Here is a 20,800-nt window from a genome sequence, read left to right as displayed (position 1 = left end):
TCTCATTCAATCTACCAAAAGACAGCTATTCTTAATTAAAAACGCTAAATTTGCGACTTCAAAAAAAAAGCATGATTCATTTCTTCCTTAGTCAATCGCAGGCGGTTTTTGTTTTACAAACAGACAAAGCGCTTTCTACAACTGATATTACTAAACTCGAATGGTTATTTGGCGGCGCCAAAATCTCGCAAGAAACAGCTCTGAAGGGCTTTTTCGTTGGACCACGGGCAGCTATGATTACTCCATGGAGTACCAACGCGGTAGAAATTACCCAGAACATGGACATGCAGGGCATTATCAGGATCGAAGAATTTAAACAGGTTGACGAAGCCTTTTCAGATTACGACCCGATGCTTGCTCAAAAATACGACAAGATTGACCAAGAGGTTTACACCATTAACATTAAGCCTGAGCCAATTTTAGAAATTACTGATATTGCAGCGTACAATAAACAGGAAGGACTTTCTTTAAGTGATGAAGAAGTAGATTATTTAAATTCTTTAGCACAAAAATTAGAAAGACCGCTAACCGATTCGGAAGTTTTCGGTTTCTCGCAGGTAAACTCAGAACACTGCCGCCACAAAATCTTTAACGGAAAATTTGTGATTGATGGTGTAGAGCAACCTACCTCTTTATTTAAGCTCATCCGTAAAACTTCTGAAGAAAACCCGAACGATATTGTTTCGGCCTATAAAGATAACGTTGCTTTTATTAAAGGTCCTAAAGTACAGCAGTTTGCACCTAAACGTGCCGATCAGCCTGATTTTTACACCTTAAGCGATTTCGATTCAGTAATCTCTTTAAAAGCAGAAACACACAATTTCCCAACTACTGTAGAGCCTTTTAATGGTGCTGCAACGGGTTCTGGTGGTGAAATCAGAGACCGTTTAGCTGGTGGACAGGGTTCTTTGCCTTTAGCCGGAACAGCAGTTTACATGACTGCTCTTTCTCGCCTAGAAGATAACCGCCCATGGGAACAAGGTGTTGAAGAGAGACAATGGTTATACCAAACGCCAATGGATATCCTGATCAAAGCATCGAACGGTGCTACCGATTTCGGAAATAAATTCGGTCAGCCGCTAATTACAGGTTCGGTTTTAACTTTCGAACACGAAGAAGATAACCGTACCCTTGGTTTTGATAAAGTAATTATGCTTGCCGGTGGTATTGGTTATGGTAAGGCCAGCCAGGCACAAAAACTTAAACCACAAGAGGGCGATAATATCGTAATCCTGGGTGGCGAAAATTATAGAATCGGAATGGGTGGTGCAGCAGTTTCATCTGCTGATACCGGTCAGCACGGAAGTGGCATTGAATTAAATGCCATCCAAAGATCGAACCCTGAAATGCAGAAACGTGCTGCTAATGCTGTTCGCGGTTTGGTGGAGAGCGATCATAATCCGATTATCTCTATCCACGATCACGGAGCAGGTGGTCACTTAAACTGTTTATCAGAACTGGTTGAAGAAACTGGTGGTTTAATTAACCTCGATAAACTTCCGGTAGGCGACCCCACCCTTTCGGCAAAAGAAATTATCGGTAACGAATCGCAGGAAAGAATGGGATTGGTAATTGGTAACGAGCATATCGAAACCTTACAAAAAATTGCCGACCGCGAGCGTTCACCAATGTATACCGTAGGTAAGGTTACCGGCGATCACCGTTTCACCTTTAAATCGGCTACCACCGGTTTAAAACCAATGGATTTAGAACTTGCAGCCATGTTTGGCAGCTCGCCGAAAATTGTAATGGAAGATAGCACCGTAGATCGTAAATACAGCGAACTGAATTACGATGCCAGCCAATTAAACACCTATTTGGAGCAAGTGCTTCAATTAGAAGCTGTTGCTTCGAAAGATTGGTTAACCAACAAAGTTGACCGCTGTGTGGGTGGCCGTGTAGCCAAACAACAATGTGCAGGTCCGTTACAATTGCCGCTAAACAACTGTGGCGTAATGGCTTTAGATTTTCAGGGTAAAGAAGGTATTGCCACTTCAGTTGGTCACTCGCCTATTTCTGCACTGATTGATCCGGCTGCAGGTAGCCGCAACGCCATTGCCGAATCACTTTCAAACATGGTTTGGGCTCCTTTAAAAGATGGTTTAAAAAGCGTTTCACTTTCTGCCAACTGGATGTGGGCCTGTAAAAATGAAGGCGAAGACGCCAGATTATATTCAGCCGTAAAAGCTTGTTCTGATTTCGCAATTGGTTTAGGAATCAATATCCCAACCGGGAAAGATTCTTTATCGATGAAACAGAAATATGCCAATGGAGATGTGATTGCACCTGGTACCGTAATTATTTCGGCTGGTGCCAACTGCGATGATATTACCAAAGTAGTTGAACCAGTATTGCAAAAAGATGGTGGTGCTATTTATTACATCAACCTATCAAACGATAGTTATAAACTGGGCGGTTCATCATTCGCGCAGATTTTAAACAAGGTTGGTACCGAAACCCCTGATGTTAAAAATGCAGATCAGTTTAAAAATGCATTTAACACCTTACAACAATTAATTAAAGCTGGCCAGATCCAGGCCGGACACGATATTGGTAGCGGTGGTTTAATTACTACCCTGTTGGAGATGTGTTTTGCCGACCGTGGATTAGGTGCTCAAATCAATTTATCGGCTTTAGCAGAGCAGGATAGCATTAAATTGCTTTTTGCAGAAAATATTGCCGTAGTTTTCCAGGCCGATGCCGCTGTAGAAGCCACATTGACCCAAAACGGCGTTACTTTCCACAAAATTGGTACCGTAAGCACTTCGGCTACGCTTGAAGTTAAAAATGCTGCCGACAGCTTTAGTTTCGATATCGATCACCTGCGCGATGTTTGGTTCAAAACTTCATACTTATTAGATAGCAGACAAACCGGTAATGGTTTAGCCAAAGAGCGTTACGATAATTATAAAAACCACGTTTTAAATTATAGTTTCCCGCTTACTTTTGATGGTAAAAAACCGGTAATAGACGAAACCAAACCTAGACCAAAAGCAGCCATTATCCGCGAAAAAGGAAGTAATTCTGAGCGCGAGCTGGCAAATGCCATGTATTTAGCAGGTTTTGATGTGAAAGATGTACACATGACCGATTTAATTACCGGCAGAGAAACCTTAGAAGACATCCAATTTATTGGTGCCGTAGGTGGTTTCTCTAACTCTGATGTTTTAGGATCAGCAAAAGGCTGGGCTGGTGCATTTTTATACAACGAGAAAGCTAGAATTGCTTTAGAAAAATTCTTTGCCCGCCCTGATACTTTATCTGTAGGTATTTGTAACGGCTGTCAGTTGTTTGTTGAACTGGGCTTAATTAATAAAGACCACGCCGATAAACCTAAGATGTTGCATAACAAAAGTGGTAAACACGAAAGTATTTTCACCTCATTAACCTTACAGGAAAACAACTCGGTAATGTTATCAAGCCTTGCAGGCAGCACTTTAGGTGTTTGGGTATCGCATGGTGAGGGTAGATTCTCGTTACCATACGCAGAAGATCAATACAAAATTGTAGCTAAATATGCTTACGAAACTTATCCAGCCAGTCCGAACGGTTCTGATTACAACACCGCAATGTTGTGCGATGAAACCGGCCGTCACCTGGTAATGATGCCGCACATTGAACGTTCATTGTTCCAATGGCACTGGGCAAATTATCCGGCTGGCAGAAAAGACGAAGTTTCGCCATGGATGGAAGCTTTTGTAAACGCCCGCAAGTGGATCGAAAACCACGGGTAATTAATTGATGGAAGATGTAAAATGGATGAGGGTATAAAAACCTTCATCCATTTTTTTTGCTTTGGAAACAGTACCGTCATTTCGGAGTGCAACGAGGGGGATTACTAAACGGAGCTAAATAAAGCCTTAAGCATGGCTTACTGACCTTTTTGTTGCATTAAGATTGCCAGTCAAGCTGGCAATGACGGATAGTGCAAAAGGGAATTGCAAGATGTGTTACCACGAAACACATGTAATGTGCAGCATTCCGCTAGACTCCGGGGGAAATGAAGATCCGAAATAAAAAACGGCCTGAGCATTGCCCAAACCGTTTCAATTTACCCAACCCTACGTTTTCCAAAAACAAGTGCGTTAATATAATAAGGTGTAAAATGGTAAATGTAAGATGGAAGTACAACCAATCAGTTTATCCTTCCCTCTCCATCTCATATCTCAAGTCTCACATCTCCCGTCTCAAATCTCGATACTTGATACTTGATACTTGATACTCACATCTCAAGACTCAAATCCCCCTTACATCCTTCCTCACCTCTTTTCTCCAGCCCTTGCCATATTTGCGATCCATAAAATTACCTACTACCTTATTATAAGCATCAATCCTGATATCAGAAGGCCCTACACAGCCCAGATCATAATATGCTACATCATATTTTTGCTCAAATATTTCCTGACCTTTAACACGCGTTGGTGCAATACCGCCCTGAATCATGAACTTTAGCGTACCTTTTTTAATGTCGGCATTGGCCTGTTTAATGCTTTTTGCATGGATACTATCAACCCTCAACACAGATTTAGCATTTAACTGAACAGCAACAAGGCAAAAGAAAAACAAGAATAAAGTGTATTTTTTCATGACAGGGACAATTAAATCTTAATTAGACATCTGGAAATTAATGGCCATATTGTATCGTACGCGAACTGGTACACCTTTATTTTTTCCAGGTTTCCAAAGCGGCGATTTTTTAATTACTTTCATGGCTTCTTCATCGCAACCAAAACCAATCCCTTTAATTACCGACACATCAGTAATCGAACCATCTTTTTCTACTACAAAACTCACATACACCTTGCCCGATGCACCTTCATCCTGTGCCCTCGAAGGATACCTTAAATTACGCTCCATATATTTAGACCATGCTTTGGCGCCACCGGCAAATTCAGGATATTCATCAGCGCCCAAATGTATTTCCTTATCCTCACCAGTACCAGCACCATCTTTGGCAACACCAGTACCATCACCCGTACCTTTGCTATCTGGAGTAATTACTGCATTAGGCTTTTCAACACCATCTTGCGTAACATTACTAATTACTGCTTTTTCTATTTCTTTTAAGCTTGGTGGCTCAGGGATATCAACTTTATCTACTACTACTATTTTAGAAGGGAGCGCTATGGTTTTAACTTTCACCGGATCGGCCTTTGCAGGCTCTGGTTTCTTCTCTGGCTTAGGTTCCTCTTTTTTCATTTGATGAATCACATTATCCACTACCACTACCGTTGGAGGTGTTTCTGCAACAATTTCCTTCGGAAAGATTTTCGCATAAATTAAAGGCGAAAAGGCCAGCAGTAAAAACAAGCCTCCGGCTATGAAAAGCGCCCGGGTCATAATCGACGATGATTTAGACCTTAAATCATAAGCGCCATAATTTTTGTTGCGGTCTGCAAATACAAGATCGAGCCACTCGGTTTTGTATACGTTAATAGATGAGTTGAACATAGTTTATAGTTTTATACCATGATGCAACAAAATCATAGATTCCATAAAACATTCAAAAAATCTGTTTTCTTTACAAAAAATGAAATTTCACGCCTGAAAATCATTTTTTTATTTCGTTTTCAATAAAATTGATACAAAAAATACGATTTTTTTACGAGAATTAATAAAATATAGTATTTTTGACAAAAAACATAACAAATTAATGAAAAGCTTAAGAACCATCGCATTAAAAGAGGCTCAAAACAGAATTTCACCAGAAGTTAAATCTCCTTCAGCAAAAATCTCTGACTTTTTTGGCGCTAATGTATTTGATAAGAAAAAAATGAGAGATTTCTTATCTAAAGACGTGTATGAGAAATTAATTTCATCTATCAACCAAGGTGAGTTAATTAACGCAGAAGACGCAAACCAGATTGCTACTGCCATGAAATCATGGGCTATGGCTGCTGGTGCAACCCACTATACACACTGGTTCCAGCCTTTAACCGGTACTACAGCCGAGAAACACGATTCGTTTTTTGAGCCTAGCGGTGAAGGTGCAATCGAAAAATTTGCAGGTAGTGCTTTAGTTCAGCAAGAGCCAGATGCATCGAGTTTCCCTAACGGTGGTATCCGTAATACTTTCGAAGCGCGTGGTTATACTGCCTGGGATCCTTCATCTCCAGCCTTCATTATGGAAAGCAAAGCTGGTAAAACACTTTGTATCCCAACTGTTTTCGTTTCTTACACTGGCGAAGCTTTAGATTATAAAGCACCTTTATTAAAAGCATTAGCTGCATTAGATAAAGCTGCTGTTGATGTTTGCCAGTATTTTGATAAAAGCATCACTAAAGTAAATGCTTCTTTAGGTATTGAGCAAGAATATTTCCTTGTTGATGAGTCGTTATTTAACGCCCGTCCGGATTTATTGTTAACTGGTCGTGCATTATTCGGACACATGTCTGCTAAAGGTCAGCAATTAGAAGATCACTATTTCGGTTCTATTCCTGAGCGTGTATTCACTTACATGGTAGATTTCGAAAACGAAGCTTTAAAATTAGGTATTCCTTTAAAAACCCGTCACAATGAGGTTGCACCATCTCAATTTGAGTGTGCGCCAATTTATGAAGAAATCAACTTAGCTATCGACCACAACCAATTGTTGATGGATTTGATGGAAAAAGTTGCCCGTCGTCACCACTTCCGTGTTTTATTACACGAAAAACCATACGCAGGTATCAACGGATCAGGTAAACACAACAACTGGTCGTTAATTACCGATACTGGTAAAAACTTATTGGCTCCAGGTAAAACGCCAAAAAATAACTTAATGTTCCTTGCTTTCTTTGTTAATACCATTAAAGCTGTTAGCGAGCATGCAGATTTATTACGTGCAAGTATTGCATCGGTAAGCAACGATCACCGTTTAGGTGCTAACGAAGCGCCACCTGCAATTATCTCTATCTTCTTAGGTTCACAATTGAACGATGTATTAGATGAGATCGAGCACTCACGTATCAGCAAAAAAATTAAAGAAGATAATGCACTTTGGTTAGGTATCCCTAAAATCCCTCAGATTTTATTAGATAACACCGACCGTAACCGTACTTCTCCTTTCGCTTTTACAGGTAACAAATTTGAGTTAAGAGCTGTAGGTTCGTCTGCAAACTCTTCTGCTCCAATGACGATCTTAAACGCGATTATGGCTGAGCAATTGGTTAAATTTAAAGGTGAAGTTGATAAGTTAATTAAGAAAGGTGACAAAAAAGACATCGCTTTATTAACTGTAATCAAAAAATACATCAAAGAATCTAAAGCCATCCGTTTCGAAGGTAATGGTTACAGCCAGGAGTGGGAAGATGAAGCTGCAGCACGCGGTTTATCAAACATCAAAACCACACCTAAAGCTTTAGATGCTTACTTAACTGAAAAATCGGCTGAGTTATTTGCAACAACAGGTATTTACAGTGCACGTGAAATTCATGCCCGTCATGAAATCATGTTAGAAAACTTCTACAAAAAATTACAGATCGAAGCACGTGTAATGGGCGAAGTTGCTAACACTGCCATTATCCCTGCTGTAATTGCTTACCAAAATTCATTAATCGAAAACGTTAAAGGATTAAAAGAACTTGGTGTGGATAGCAAATCTTCTTTAGAAATTGTTAAAAAAGTTTCTGAGCACTTAGATATCGTTAAAACCAATATCGATGCGATGTTAGAAGAACGTAAAACGACCAACAAATTGGAAGATACCCGCGAAAAAGCGATTGCTTACGATGAGAAAGTTAAATCTTACTTCGACACCATCCGCTACCACGCTGATAAACTAGAGCAAATTGTTGACGACAGCGTTTGGCCGTTACCAAAATTCAGAGAATTGTTATTCATGAAATAGATTTTAAGCCGTAAGGTTTAAGGTATAGGGCGTAAGGTTTAAACTTTACGCCCTTTTCTTTTCGTTTATTAATAGTTCATTGGTCATTAGTTCATTAGTAATGACAACTGGTTAATCGGTTAATTGTACAAATCGGTTAACAGGCAATAGGCAGCATACGCAAGTGCCTTTGTGGTAAAACTTAGGTGTTCTCAGGTGTCTTAGGTGGTAAAAATCTCCTGGTACTGCAAACTAGTCATTCGTTCATTGGTCATTGGTTCATTAGTAATGCAAACTGTCCCAATCGTCATTTCGACTGGAGCGCAGCTGAATGGAGAAATCTACTTATCTATTTCTTATGACAAACACCTAAATTGTAATATTGATCATTGGTTATGGAATTTTGGTTATTAAGTTGAAACAGCAAACTGAAAATTGCCAACTGAAAACTGTAAACTGCTTATTATTCCTTAGTGCTTTGTGGTAAAAAACTTAGATGTGCCTTCCACCTTTTACCTTAAAAAGCTATCTTTGCGCAACATGAGTGATAACAGGTACAATCAACGCGGCGTTTCTGCCTCAAAAGAAGATGTGCACAATGCCATCAAAAACATCGATAAAGGAATTTTCCCAAAAGCATTTTGCAAAATCATCCCGGATATTTTAGGTGGAGATGAAACCTATTGCAATATTATGCATGCCGATGGCGCAGGCACCAAATCATCATTGGCCTATGTGTACTGGAAAGAAACCGGCGATATTTCGGTTTGGAAAGGTATTGCACAAGATGCCATTATCATGAATATTGATGATCTGATCTGCGTAGGTGCTACCGATAACATCCTCCTGTCATCGACCATTGGCCGCAATAAAAACCTCATTCCGGGCGAAGTAATTGCTGCTGTAATTAACGGTACAGAAGAAATCCTGGCCGATTTGCGTGAGCAAGGCATTACCATTTACTCAACCGGTGGCGAAACAGCCGATGTGGGCGATTTGGTACGTACCATTATTGTCGATTCTACCGTTACCTGCCGCTTAAAGCGCGAAGAGATCATCAGTAACGACAACATTAAGCCTGGCGATGTAATTGTAGCACTGGCTTCATCCGGACAAGCTACATACGAAACCGAATATAATGGCGGCATGGGCTCAAACGGATTAACTTCTGCCCGTCATGATGTGTTTGATAAATCAGTTGCCAATGCCTACCCTGAAAGCTTCGATCCGGCAGTGCCTTTTGATCTGGTTTTCTCAGGCGGTAAAAAATTAACGGACGAAATCGACATCGAAGGTCATGGTAAAATAACCGTAGGTAAACTGGTACTCTCTCCTACCCGTACCTATGCCCCGGTAATTAAACAAATTCTGGAGAAACACAGCGGCCAGATTAATGGCATTGTACATTGCAGTGGCGGTGCGCAAACCAAGGTATTACACTTTGTTAACGACGATATCCATGTAATTAAAAACGATTTATTTCCGGTTCCGCCATTGTTTAAACTGATCCAGGAAGAGTCGGGTACCGATTGGAAAGAAATGTACAAAGTGTTTAATATGGGGCACCGTATGGAGCTGTATGTACCGCAGGAAATTGCTGCCAGCATCATCGAAATTTCTAAAAGCTTTAATATCGACGCCAAAATTATTGGCCATGTAGAAAAAGGCGATCAAAAACAAGTAACTATAACAAGCGAAAAAGGAACATTTGTTTACAATTAAACTTTAAATTATTCCATCAGCCATAGCCCTAAACACATCGTTTAGGGCTTTTTTTTTACGATCTCATCCTCAGCTTGCAAGATTTCATTTCCATAGATTTATCCCGTCATCCCCAACTTGATCCGATAGCTATCGGATGGGGATCCTAAAGCGCTATAAAATCAATAAGAGACGCTATCTAAACCAATCTAAGCATTAAGATTCGCACCTGCGCGGGAATGACGATCGCCAACCTTCAATATTGCAATAAATCCATTACAATCTATAAAAGTCATATTCGTATCATAAAAAGGGATTATCTTAGTTATACCAATTAACAAAACATGAACTATAAAAAGACCATCGTATTGGGCTTACTGGCTTGCCTTACCATAAGCCTGAGTGCCTTTATGCCAAAAGCCGAGCCAAAGGCAAAAAACTTAAAGGTATTGCCTAAAAATATCAGTAAAGAAGAATTGGATAAGGTAATGGACGATTTTAAGCTCGCCTTAGGTGTACGCTGCAGCCATTGTCATGCCTCTATGAAAGATAACCCACGCAAAATGGATTTCGCCAGTGATGAAAAACCAGAGAAGGAAATTGCACGCGATATGATGCGCATGACAGCTAAGATCAACAAAAAATATTTCCACAAGGCTTTAGCAGAAGGCAAAACCATTACCCAAATTGCCTGTGTAACCTGCCACAATGGTAAAACAGAGCCGGCTAAGTAAGAAGCTTCCGTTAAAAAATTACGAAAAGCAAGAAGCCTGATCCTTTGATCAGGCTTTCGTATTTTTAATCTCTGGCTACAAATTTATGGAAGGTACTTTCTTCTCCATCTGCTTTTTTTTCCTGATATAAAAAATCAAGTTTTTCTTCATCAAAAGTTTTAAAAAAGGTATCCCAGTCTATCTCTTTCAAATCGGATGAATGATCGCTGTGTTTGGGAAAATGTATCCGTAATATTCCTCCATTGTTACTTTTGGCTGTATCAGCAACGATTGCCGGCACACCACCGTGCTCCTCTGCCCATGCTTTAATTGTTGCATGGTTATGCGTTTGTTTCGAACTGCTCCTATAAAATATCAACTACCAGATTACTCGATCATAATAAGAAAAGGGCGAGTAAGCAACTTGAAAACCACTGGTATTATCATATACTTGATTTCCAAATTCCCATGCCCTATCTACAGTATATTCACCTAAATGATAAGAAGACACTCCATTATCAATAAGCAAATTAACTTTAGAATCTACACCACCAACAAAACTAAATACCGTTAACATAAAGTAATTCGATGTTACGTAAGGGATTGTTCCCGATGCATCCTGATAAAATTCTAAAGTTATATCGTAAGATCTTTTATCATAATCACTAGCTCCCCAATTATATGAATCATCATAGATCAGTTCATGAATCTCTTTAATATAAATATTTTTCCTATAAGGATAAAGTGCTTTCAAAGACAAAATATCAGCAAGTGTAAACGAGCGATCACTTCCATCAGCACATGCCAACATCACTGAGCCATATTCTGGACCAGTTGGAGTTCCACCAATATGATTTGCACCGATAGTTCCAGCTCCTTCATTATTTCCAGGTTTTACTGCTCCACAACTAAATGCACGATTCATGTAATCTGTATGTCGCAGACCAACAGTATGACCAATCTCATGAACCAAAGTACTGGTTGCATCGAGCCTATTATAAGAACTATTATAGTAATATGTATTAACGGTAATTTCATTATATGGATTACCTGAAGTTGGAAATCCTGCAGCCATCAGATATGCATCATTTGGATTTGTTACTGGGCTTATATACGTTGTTGAAATAATAATATCAGCACTGGAACTACTCGAAGTCCTATTAAACACCAAACCGAAATCTAAACTATTATACCTCGAAATTGCTGCATCCAAACAATCTTGCATATAAGTACCTAGAGCAGAACTCATAAATATGTTTATTGTTCTACGGCTTGAGTTTAAACTTATCAGATCATTGGTTCTGTAATGACTTATAGGGTCTTTACTTTGAGTTTTTAAATTTTTGAGACTTAAAGATATTGGGATATTGATTTTTGACCTTTCGCTAAGTTTATTTATATCTTCTATAGTCATGAAAATATCGCCTTCTACCAAAAAACCATTTTTATATTTACTTAACCCTTCAGTAGTATCAAAACCTGCCGTTTTAAGTTTTTGAATAATATCTTCCGCTATTTGAGATTTATTATCAAGAATTGTTTGATCTTTTTTACAGGCACTAAAAATCATCGTTAGTAGAAGGACAATACAAAAAATTTTTTTCATGTTAAATGTTTTTAAATGTTTAAAGTATGTTAATTAATAACATTACACACATCATAAAAGCGCATAAATGGGATGAAGTTGAATTAGAAATCAGGAGGGGCTGAGTAGCTAAAGTTAATTTTCTAATCGAGGAAGAAGTTTATTTTCCAAAGAGAGAGCGTTTTCATATAGGTAATGTATTGTTTTTCAGCGCCAAAGTTCTCAACATCTATGTTAACTGCCATTTTATTACATCAAGTAGTTAGTTTATTACACCAACACCCATTTAACACTTACAAAAAATAAAATTCCCATTAAAGCAATTTTATCTTTATCGATACATTAAACCTTTTTACCGACACATTGTCTAAACCAACATCTAGAAACGTATATTCAACGTTAACAAATTACACCTAATTGGAATAAATTTATGATCGACGTATATGTCTTGGGTGCAGGTAAACACGCTACAGAAGTGAGCGAATATTTAATCGGTTTCCAGGAATATAACTTAGCAGGCTACGTCATCAATGTCGATCATCACGATTTGCATTCCAGTATTCGTAAACCGGTTATCCAGCTGCAGGAATTCATTAAACAATATCCGCCCTCATCAAAGCTAGCACTCATTGGGGCCATAGGTAACTACCAACGAAAATCTATTATTGAACTATTGGCAAATAACGGCTATACCTTCATTAATATCATTCATCCGCACAATTACTTAAGTCCGACGCTAAAAATGGGCACAGGCAATTGTATTGCCCCCGGAGGGGTAATTAATGCACAGGTGCATATTGGTAATCACTGTATCATTAACACACTGTGCAACGTTAGCCACGATTGCGTGATTGATGATTATGTAACCATTTCGCCAGGCGTTACCATTGCGGGTAATGTTCATGTTCAGGAAGGTGTGTTTATAGGTGCAGGCGCAACCATTATACCCGGGCTAACCCTTGGTAAAGGTGCATACATTGCTGCAGGTGCATCGGTTACCCAAAATGTACCCGAAAATGTAATGGTGGCAGGGGTTCCGGCAAGAGTGAAAAAGGCAATTGTTTAAACGGATAATCGTCTATCCAAACCAACTATAGCAACAAAAAAAGCCCTGATCGAATTGATCAGGGCTTTAATATTTATTTCTTCAAGTATTAGTTAAAATTGTAACGAACACCTATTTGAGCTTGCCATCTTGAAGCAAATGGAGCTACCTGATAGGCTGTACCATTAGTTGGTGCACGGAAAGTATAGTTACCACCAGTAGTAGCATTGTAGTTATAATTGATCAAAGTAGAGGCATTATTAGATAATGAATATAATTTACCCCAATCTTTATTGATCAGATTACCTACGTTAATGATATCAAGAGATAACTGTAAGCTATTTTTAGTGCCTTTACCACCTACAAAACCTAAGTCTTGCATAATACGGGTATCAAACTGATGTTCCCAAGGCATTCTTGCGCCATTACGTTCAGTGTACTGACCTCTTCTTGAACTTAAATAAGGATCGCTATTGATGAATGCATCAAGTGCAGCCCACTGTTGTGCAGGAGTGAAAGTTTGTGTTCCAACAGTTAATGTACCTAAGTTGATTTCGCTTTGTGTTCTTGGCACATAAAGTAAATCATTTTGGTTATTTCCATCCTGGTTAAGATCACCAAAATACAAGTATGTAAATGGAGAACCAGATTTACCAACATAGAATAACGAGAAGGTAGTTCCGAAGGCTTTATTTTTACCGTATTTTACAGAATAGTTCAACGCGCCTGTAACTCTGTGTCTGATATCAAAGTTAGAATATGCTAAATCCGGATTGTTTGGATCGTTAACAATTTGAACGAAACCGAAGTTAGAAGAAGCGGTACTACTTGCACCAGAGTTAATATCTTTAGATTTACCATAAGTATATGATCCCGACAAGAACAATCCAAAGTTAAACGACTTTTGTAATTGTGCTGTTAAGTTATAAGTACTTCCTTTATCAGTATTATCTAAATAATATACGTTAGTGAAAGTTGTATTTACTTTTCCGGCAGATGCTGGATAATTATATAATGGACGACGATCAGCACCACCAGTGATACTTGCTGGGATGGTACCAATTGCTGGTTTCATGTTAATGTTTTTATACAATACATTGTTAACTGTCTTGCTGTATAACGCCTCCAAAGTACCGGTAATTCCACCAGGTAATTTAAAATCAGCAGCAATGTTTGTTCTGAAAACCTGAGGTAATTTAAAATTATTATTAGCAAGGTTTACTTCGTAAGTTGATACTGAACCACCAGCAGCCTTTTGGTTAGCTGGATCAGCAATAAAAGTACCTGTACCATTAGTAGCATTAACAGCACCATATAACATACCGCTGTTGGTAAATTGATTAGATAACCAAACGAAAGGCGCACGGCTGGTTAATAATCCCGCACCACCTCTTAATTGTAACGCTCTATCACCTGTTAAGTCCCAGTTGAAACTCATACGTGGAGATACTAAAATTTGTCCGCTAGGAGTTTGATCAGTTCTTTGGTTTAAGAATGTAGATGCTACCAAAGGATTCGCCGCCGGATCATCGAAGAACAATGGAACATCAACACGTAAACCAGCTACTAATTTAAAACCTTTGAATGCTTCAATTTCATCCTGGAAGTAGAAACCTAACTGTGCTGCACTGAACTTCGCCGCAGGAGTAGGATCTCCCGGCACTACAGAGTAAGTTGCTGCTGCAACGTTTGGTTTTGCATTGGTAACGAAATCGTTCAAATTGCTGTAAGTATAACTTCCTGCAAAATTGTTCATAAATAAGTTTCTGAATTTGAAGAACTCATTATGCGTACCAATAGTAAATGTATGCTTATTGGCAAATATTTTTAAGTTATCAGTAAACTCAATAATATCCTGATCTAATTCGTTGGCAGTCGAGCTTCTCTCAGAACCTACAAGTACAGAATTACCAGAAATACCATTGATGTTATTGATTTGGATTTGAGGGAATAAAGCTCCAGAAGTAGATCTGAAATCGCGGATTCGTTGGTAACCAACAATTAAGTTGTTCGATACACTTGGAGAAATAGAACTTCTTAACTCTAATACAGATACGTTTTGGTTATTATTGAACCTGTAAGCGTTATTACCGAAACGGAATTGAGTAGTACTTCTGCTGATGTTATCATCAAATGCTTTAATGTAGTTGTGACGTAAAGTCAATTGGTTTTTAGCATTGATATTCCAGTCTAAACGGGCAAAAAGCTTATTGTTTTGAGTTTTAGAATCAATTGCACCTGAAGTACCGGCATCATAACCATATCTTGATTGTAGTGTACTGGTAATAGTTTGAGCATCAGCAGCAGAAAGAACTGAACCAGGATCACCAACATTTAGAGTTGTTGGTTGCTGAATTCTTCCCATCTCACCATTCACAAAGAAGAACAATTTATTCTTAATAATTGGCGCTCCCAAACGGAAACCGAATTGAGTATTGTAAAACTCAGCTGCCTTTGTATTTAAACCATCAACACTTTTACCAATTGTATTCTGATTTCTGCCAAAGAAATAAGCCGAACCTTCAACTTTATTTGTACCTGAACGGGTTACAGCATTAATACCACCACCCGCAAAGTTTCCTAATGTTACATCAAACGGAGCTAAAACAACCTGTAATTCCTGAATCGCATCCAGTGAAATAGGCTGAGTATTAGCTTGGCCACCTGGCGCACCATTACCTGCTAAACCAAATACATCGTTATTTACGGCACCATCAATACTGATATTGTTAAATCTGTTGTTTGCACCTGCAAAAGAGTTTCCGTTTGCTTGTGGTGTTAAACGTGTAAAATCAGTTAACGAACGTGATAACGAAGGAAGGCTTTGTAACTGTTCTTTACTGATGTTTGTAGAAGCACCAGTTTTTTTACTATTGAAAACCGGATCGTTTTTACCAACAACTACAACTTCATTAAGTTGTTTGCTGTTATCAGCAAGTATTACATTTAAAACATAAGGATCACCTAACTTTAAAGTCAAATCGGTGATTTTCTCTGGTTCATAACCAATATAGCTAACTTCAACGGTATAAGGTCCGCCAACACGCATGTTGGTAATGGTGAAACGACCGTCGTTGTTTGTCGATACAGAATAAACTGTACCTGTTGGAACGTGCGTAGCTTTTAAACTTGCACCTGGTAAGGCACCTTTGGCGTCCTTAACTGTTCCGGTCATTGTTGAAGTAGTAATCTGTGCATCCGCACCGAAAGTGATACCTACAAAAGCAACAATAACCAGTACTAATCTTAAAAGTAAAGATTTCTTCATACTTTCTTTTTTTAAATGTTTTTTTGTTGTTGAATAATAATCTAAAGGATAATTAATGCCGCAAATGTACCCAATAAAATTTAACACATTTTAACATCCAATGTTAAATTATGGTTAAGTTGGTCATAATTTTTCAACATTTAACAAATACATCAAAACCAACAAGTTTCACTTTATCAATCGTTTGACTAGCTAACTAAATTTTTAATAACAAAAGCTATAATTGATTGATATTTAGGCAGAAAATAAGCACCAATAATAACATTCTGCAAATAATGAGTTTTCACCAGAAATACACCCCTAAAAATAAGACAGTTACCCTAAGCAGGTACCGCAACTGATTTGCCTATTTACAAATACGAAATCAAACAAAAAGCGATGTTAAATCTAAAGGTGTAATATTCAGCCATTGTAAATTTTAACTGCTATCTCAACATTGGTCTAGCCAATTGACATTTTTTTTTTAGTTTTGAGCGATTGTTAAGTGATTAGCTTCCTTAACTTCTTGTAAGGTGAACATAGGCAACTATTAACACGAGATTAATCTGTATACACAGAGACTCCTTTACCCAAAGCTTACAGCAACACAAGGCGATTAAAAAAACAAATCTGTTTACATAGATCAACCAGTCATAATTAAGGCAGGCTCCATCTGACAGATTAAAAATAAACTAGAAAAAACAGATGAATTACGACGTTATTGTTTTAGGCAGCGGCCCAGGTGGTTACGTAGCTGCGATCAGAGCTTCACAACTGGGACTAAAAGTTGCAATTGTTGAGCGCGAATCATTAGGCGGTATTTGTTTAAACTGGGGTTGTATCCCTACTAAAGCGCTTTTAAAAAGTGCTCAGGTTTTCGAATATATTAACCATGCTGCCGATTATGGCATTACAACAGCTGGTGCAACAGCCGATTTCGCTGCTGTAGTAAAACGCAGCCGCGGGGTTGCCGATGGCATGAGTAAAGGCGTTCAATTTTTAATGAAAAAAAATAAAATTGACGTAATTATGGGTACTGGTAAAGTTAAACCAGGCAACAAATTAGAAGTTAAAGGTGCTGATGGTTCGCAAAAAGAACTTACAGCTAAAAATATCATCATTGCTACAGGTGCACGTTCAAGAGAATTGCCTAACCTGAAACAAGATGGCAAAAAAATTATCGGTTACCGCCAGGCCATGGTACTTCCTGAGTTACCAAAAAGTATGGTGGTAGTAGGCTCGGGCGCTATTGGTGTTGAGTTTGCTTATTTCTATGCTACTATGGGCACCAAAGTAACCATTGTAGAATTTATGGAAAATGTGGTACCGGTTGAAGACGAAGACGTTTCGAAACAATTGTTACGCAGCTTAAAGAAAACCGGTATCGATGTAATGACTTCAGCTAGTGTTGAAGCTGTTGATACCAGCGGTGCAGGTTGCAAAGTTTCGGTTAAAACTGCTTCAGGCATGCAAACCATCGAAGCCGACATCGTACTTTCTGCAGCAGGTATTGTTGCCAACATCGAAAACATTGGTTTAGAAGAAGTAGGTATCAAAACCGAAAAAGGTAAAATCGTTACCGACGAGTTTTACAACACATCAGTAAAAGGTTACTATGCTATTGGTGATGTGGTTGGCGGACAAGCGCTGGCTCACGTAGCTTCTGCAGAAGGTATTATCTGTGTAGAGAAAATTGCCGGTCAGCATGCAGAGCCTTTAGATTACAACAACATTCCGGGATGTACTTATTGCACACCAGAAATTGCATCAGTAGGTTATACCGAAAAAGCAGCTAAGGCAGCAGGTTACGAATTAAAAATTGGTAAATTCCCATTCTCAGCCTCAGGTAAAGCAAGTGCTGCAGGTGCTAAAGATGGTTTTATTAAACTGATTTTCGATGCTAAATACGGCGAATTATTAGGTGCGCACATGATTGGTGCCAATGTTACCGAAATGATTGCCGAAATTGTAGTGGCCCGTAAATTAGAAACAACCGGACACGAAATGATTAAATCGGTTCACCCTCACCCAACCATGAGCGAAGCCATCATGGAAGCTGCCGCTGATGCATACGGAGAGGTAATCCACTTATAATGTAGAAGGTTTAAAGGTGGAAGGCATAAGATCCTAAAACCACATAAAACCAATAATATTGCAAAAACCCTTTAGTTACTCCTAAAGGGTTTTCTTATTTTTAACCAATCCCAACGCCTGATACTTGATACCTGATACTAAATACCTGACACTAAATACTTGATACCTGAAACTCGATACCCGATACTAAATACTTGACACCTAATACTTAATACTCGATACTTAACCCCAAACCCTAAATGAAACTCCACACCATAAACACAGGCTTTTTTAAACTCGATGGCGGCGCTATGTTTGGCGTGGTGCCCAAAGTAATCTGGCAGAAAACCAATCCGGCCGATGCCAATAACCTGTGTACCTGGGCTATGCGCTGTTTATTAATTGAAGAAGGTAATCAATTGATTTTAGTCGATACCGGAATTGGCAATAAACAGGATGAAAAGTTTTTTAGTCATTATTACCTGCACGGCAACGATAGCATGGAAAAATCACTGGCACAATTGGGCTTTAGTACCGGCGATATCACCGATGTTTTTTTAACCCACTTACATTTCGACCATGTAGGCGGCGCTGTAGTAAGAGATGGAGAGCAGCTGAAACCAGCTTTTAGCAATGCCACCTATTGGAGTAACGAAAAGCACTGGCAGTGGGCAGTAGAACCCAACGCACGCGAAAAGGCATCCTTTTTAAAAGAGAATATTTTACCTCTGCAGGAAAGCGGTCGGCTTAAATTTGTGGCCGAGCAGGAAAATATCGCCTGGCAAAAAGACATCAACATCAGCTTTGCTTATGGCCATACCGATGCCATGATGTTACCAAAAATTAATTATAAAGGCCATACCATTGTGTACATGGCCGATCTTTTACCATCTGTTGGTCACCTTCCCCTGCCCTACGTAATGGCTTATGATATGTTTCCTTTAAAAACACTAACCGAAAAGCAAGCCTTTTTAGCAGAAGCGGTAGAAAACAATTATATCCTTTACCTGGAGCACGACCCTGTTAACGAGTGCTGCACCTTACAACATACAGAAAAAGGCATTAGAGTGGCCGATACCTTTAATTTAAGCGATATTTAATGATCAGAGCCGCCAAACCAGAAGATGCAGCACAAGTTGTGCCCTTGCTACTCCAGGCCATGGGCGAGCTGGCTTACAAACTAACGCATAGCCAAGACGAAGCCGCCGTTAACCATATTTTTGAGCAGCTCTTTAAGCAGCCAGCCAATCAGTACAGCTACGAAAATACACTGGTTTTTGAAGATGCAGACAAAATTCTGGGTTCGTTAACCGCTTATGATGGAGGAAAGCTAATTGAACTCCGAAAACCTTTTTTAGTTACTATTAATGAAGCTAACCCAGCTGGGAATGCCCCGGATGCCGAAACGCAAAGTGGCGAATTTTACCTCGACAGCATTAGTGTTAATCCTAATGCACAGGGCAAAGGTATAGGCAAGCAGCTGGTCAAAGCCGGCATTGCCTGGGGGCAGCAACAAGGACATAAAATTATAGGCTTATTGGTCGAACAACATAACGCGCGTGCCTTGAAGCTTTATCAGCACCTGGGTTTTGTAATCCAAAATGAAAAGGAATTTATGGGTGGATTGTATCATCATATGGTGTTTAAAGTTAAATAGCGTAATAGCGAATTCCATAGAAATTCACCATTGCTAAGGAACTGCCAATCCCGTTTTCACGGAAGCAATCTTACAACTATAGGTTTATAGCGACTGCATTAAGATTGCTTCGAAGACTGAAAAAGCCTTCTCGCAATGACGACCGCGCTTCCTTCCTTCCTTCCTTCCTTCCTTCCTTCCTTCCCACGCCAAACGCAACCCGCCTAACGCGCTGCAAAATTTATTTACACTTTTATTTGTATTTAATCTAAATAATCACAATTTTTGTACCCAATGGAAAAAGCGTGTATCGATATCAACCAACTGGTTAACGTATTCTCAAATGCTCAAGGTTCTATTTATCAGTCTGATAAGTTAAATTGCTTTTACGTAGATTTTGGCGGCAAGTTTGCCCGTTTCAACTGCCTATCACTTCAGAAACTTAAGAAAGTAGTAGAAGATATCGATATCGAAGCACTCCTTTTAAATACCCATAAAGCCGATTTCGAATTGGTTACCTTTAATGGCTGCGAACACATTTATCTTTTAAATGCTTTAGAAATTATCGCTCTGAAAGATTTATTACAAGGCACTTTCACCATGTTTAAGCTAAATCACATGATCAGCGACTGCCTCTATAGGTTGGTTTATTAGTTCATTAGTCATTAGTTCATTGGTACTTGCACTCACATAAAGTGCATTATTCAGTTGTCATTAGTTCATGGGTACCTGCATCTGCCTAAAACTCATTAGGTCGATCACCACTAGTATCAACAACTCGCACTTAACCTATTGGCATTAATTTAAGCCAAACACCCAACTAATAACTGATCCATTGAACATTCATTATTGCATATTGGTAATTAAAAACTGATAATTGGTGTTTGATTATTGGTCATTGATTATTTGTACTCCATTACTTCCTGACTTTCAAGCAGTATCCGTTTCGCGTTATCGCGCTCCTCCACCTTCCTTTTCCATCTTATTTAAACT

Annotated in this window: 14 protein-coding genes; 9 read left to right on the top strand and 5 right to left on the bottom strand. The window is 38.9% G+C overall.

All coding sequences use genetic code 11. The features are described 5' to 3' along the window. Positions 1-71: 71 nt before the first annotated feature. Positions 72-3,734 (top strand): phosphoribosylformylglycinamidine synthase, encoded by a 3,663-nt coding sequence (gene purL, locus BLR37_RS21335; RefSeq protein ID WP_090772192.1) that lies wholly within the window; start codon positions 72-74, stop codon positions 3,732-3,734. Positions 3,735-4,236: 502 nt separating this feature from the next. Here the strand turns inward: purL and BLR37_RS21330 are convergent. Then, a complete protein-coding gene (locus BLR37_RS21330; RefSeq protein ID WP_090772190.1) occupies positions 4,237-4,587 on the bottom strand; it encodes an FEKKY domain-containing protein in 351 nt (116 codons plus the stop codon). Between the two features lie 18 nt (positions 4,588-4,605). Further along, positions 4,606-5,451: an energy transducer TonB gene (locus BLR37_RS21325; protein WP_090772188.1), complete on the bottom strand. Its 846-nt coding sequence runs from the start codon at positions 5,449-5,451 to the stop codon at positions 4,606-4,608. Between the two features lie 202 nt (positions 5,452-5,653). Here BLR37_RS21325 and BLR37_RS21320 point away from each other — a divergent pair, with 202 nt between their 5' ends. From BLR37_RS21320 to BLR37_RS21310, 3 genes are all read left to right on the top strand, one after another. After that, positions 5,654-7,828: a glutamine synthetase III family protein gene (locus BLR37_RS21320; RefSeq protein ID WP_090772186.1), complete on the top strand. Its 2,175-nt coding sequence runs from the start codon at positions 5,654-5,656 to the stop codon at positions 7,826-7,828. Positions 7,829-8,347: 519 nt separating this feature from the next. Continuing rightward, a complete protein-coding gene (locus tag BLR37_RS21315) occupies positions 8,348-9,529 on the top strand; it encodes an AIR synthase related protein (protein ID WP_090772184.1) in 1,182 nt (393 codons plus the stop codon). A gap of 323 nt (positions 9,530-9,852) precedes the next feature. After that, positions 9,853-10,242 (top strand): c-type cytochrome, encoded by a 390-nt coding sequence (locus tag BLR37_RS21310; RefSeq protein WP_090772182.1) that lies wholly within the window; start codon positions 9,853-9,855, stop codon positions 10,240-10,242. 64 nt (positions 10,243-10,306) lie between these two features. On the opposite strand, the gene BLR37_RS21305 is transcribed toward BLR37_RS21310, so the two are convergent. Both BLR37_RS21305 and BLR37_RS21300 read right to left on the bottom strand, forming a co-directional pair. Then, positions 10,307-10,600: a hypothetical protein gene (locus BLR37_RS21305; protein WP_244154726.1), complete on the bottom strand. Its 294-nt coding sequence runs from the start codon at positions 10,598-10,600 to the stop codon at positions 10,307-10,309. Further along, positions 10,601-11,827, bottom strand: coding sequence for a M57 family metalloprotease (locus BLR37_RS21300; RefSeq protein WP_090772180.1), 1,227 nt, complete (start codon positions 11,825-11,827; stop codon positions 10,601-10,603). A 409-nt stretch (positions 11,828-12,236) separates the two neighbouring features. Here BLR37_RS21300 and BLR37_RS21295 point away from each other — a divergent pair, with 409 nt between their 5' ends. After that, entirely contained in the window at positions 12,237-12,872 is a 636-nt protein-coding gene (locus tag BLR37_RS21295; RefSeq protein WP_090772178.1) for an acetyltransferase, read from the top strand. 88 nt (positions 12,873-12,960) lie between these two features. On the opposite strand, the gene BLR37_RS21290 is transcribed toward BLR37_RS21295, so the two are convergent. Further along, positions 12,961-16,119 (bottom strand): TonB-dependent receptor, encoded by a 3,159-nt coding sequence (locus tag BLR37_RS21290; RefSeq protein WP_090772341.1) that lies wholly within the window; start codon positions 16,117-16,119, stop codon positions 12,961-12,963. Between the two features lie 684 nt (positions 16,120-16,803). On the opposite strand from BLR37_RS21290, the gene lpdA reads away from it, so the two are divergent. The 4 genes from lpdA to BLR37_RS21270 all read left to right on the top strand — a co-directional run bounded on the left by lpdA (position 16,804) and on the right by BLR37_RS21270 (position 20,461). Next, the gene (gene lpdA, locus BLR37_RS21285) at positions 16,804-18,192 is read left to right on the top strand and encodes a dihydrolipoyl dehydrogenase (RefSeq protein WP_039483361.1); all 1,389 of its coding nucleotides are present in this window, start codon (positions 16,804-16,806) and stop codon (positions 18,190-18,192) included. A gap of 239 nt (positions 18,193-18,431) precedes the next feature. Further along, entirely contained in the window at positions 18,432-19,271 is an 840-nt protein-coding gene (locus BLR37_RS21280; RefSeq protein ID WP_090772176.1) for an MBL fold metallo-hydrolase, read from the top strand. Further along, the gene (locus BLR37_RS21275) at positions 19,271-19,828 is read left to right on the top strand and encodes a GNAT family N-acetyltransferase (protein ID WP_090772175.1); all 558 of its coding nucleotides are present in this window, start codon (positions 19,271-19,273) and stop codon (positions 19,826-19,828) included. The genes BLR37_RS21280 and BLR37_RS21275 overlap by 1 nt, the downstream gene beginning before the upstream one ends. Before the next feature lie 273 nt (positions 19,829-20,101). Then, on the top strand, positions 20,102-20,461 hold the full coding sequence (locus tag BLR37_RS21270; protein ID WP_090772173.1) for a hypothetical protein: 360 nt from the start codon (positions 20,102-20,104) through the stop codon (positions 20,459-20,461). Positions 20,462-20,800 lie beyond the last annotated feature (339 nt).

Origin of the sequence: Pedobacter soli (genome assembly GCF_900101435.1) — a bacterium.
GTDB lineage: Bacteria > Bacteroidota > Bacteroidia > Sphingobacteriales > Sphingobacteriaceae > Pedobacter > Pedobacter soli.
Note: the sequence above shows the minus strand (reverse complement) of the source record. Positions and strands in the feature narration are given on the sequence as shown.